The sequence below is a fragment of the Virgibacillus sp. 7505 genome (assembly GCF_002272135.1).
Classification (GTDB): Bacteria; Bacillota; Bacilli; order Bacillales; family Amphibacillaceae; genus Terribacillus.
This window is the reverse complement of sequence record NZ_NPBF01000379.1, coordinates 1-224: the sequence shown is the minus strand read 5'-3', so window position 1 is coordinate 224 and position 224 is coordinate 1. Positions and strand designations below refer to the sequence as shown.

General features: G+C 45.5%; 1 pseudogene. It reads right to left on the bottom strand.

Annotation, left to right across the window (positions count from 1 at the left end):
- Positions 1–224, bottom strand: a pseudogene (locus CHH91_RS19425) (MmgE/PrpD family protein); the annotation flags it as partial.

Here is a 224-nt window from a genome sequence, read left to right as displayed (position 1 = left end):
AACAGGCCAATTGCTGTAATGTATTGCAAACAATGATCCCGATCAGCAGGATTGTAAAGCGGCCCTTTTTTGTCAATGATGCGGATTGCCGATTCATGGGTATGGATTTCAATACGGTCAATCTCATCCAGACGGTCACGGACTGACTCATGTAACGTGACTGCCGCTTCAGCTGCCGTTTGCGCGTGGAATTCAGCTGGATAAGACACTTTAAATAACACATT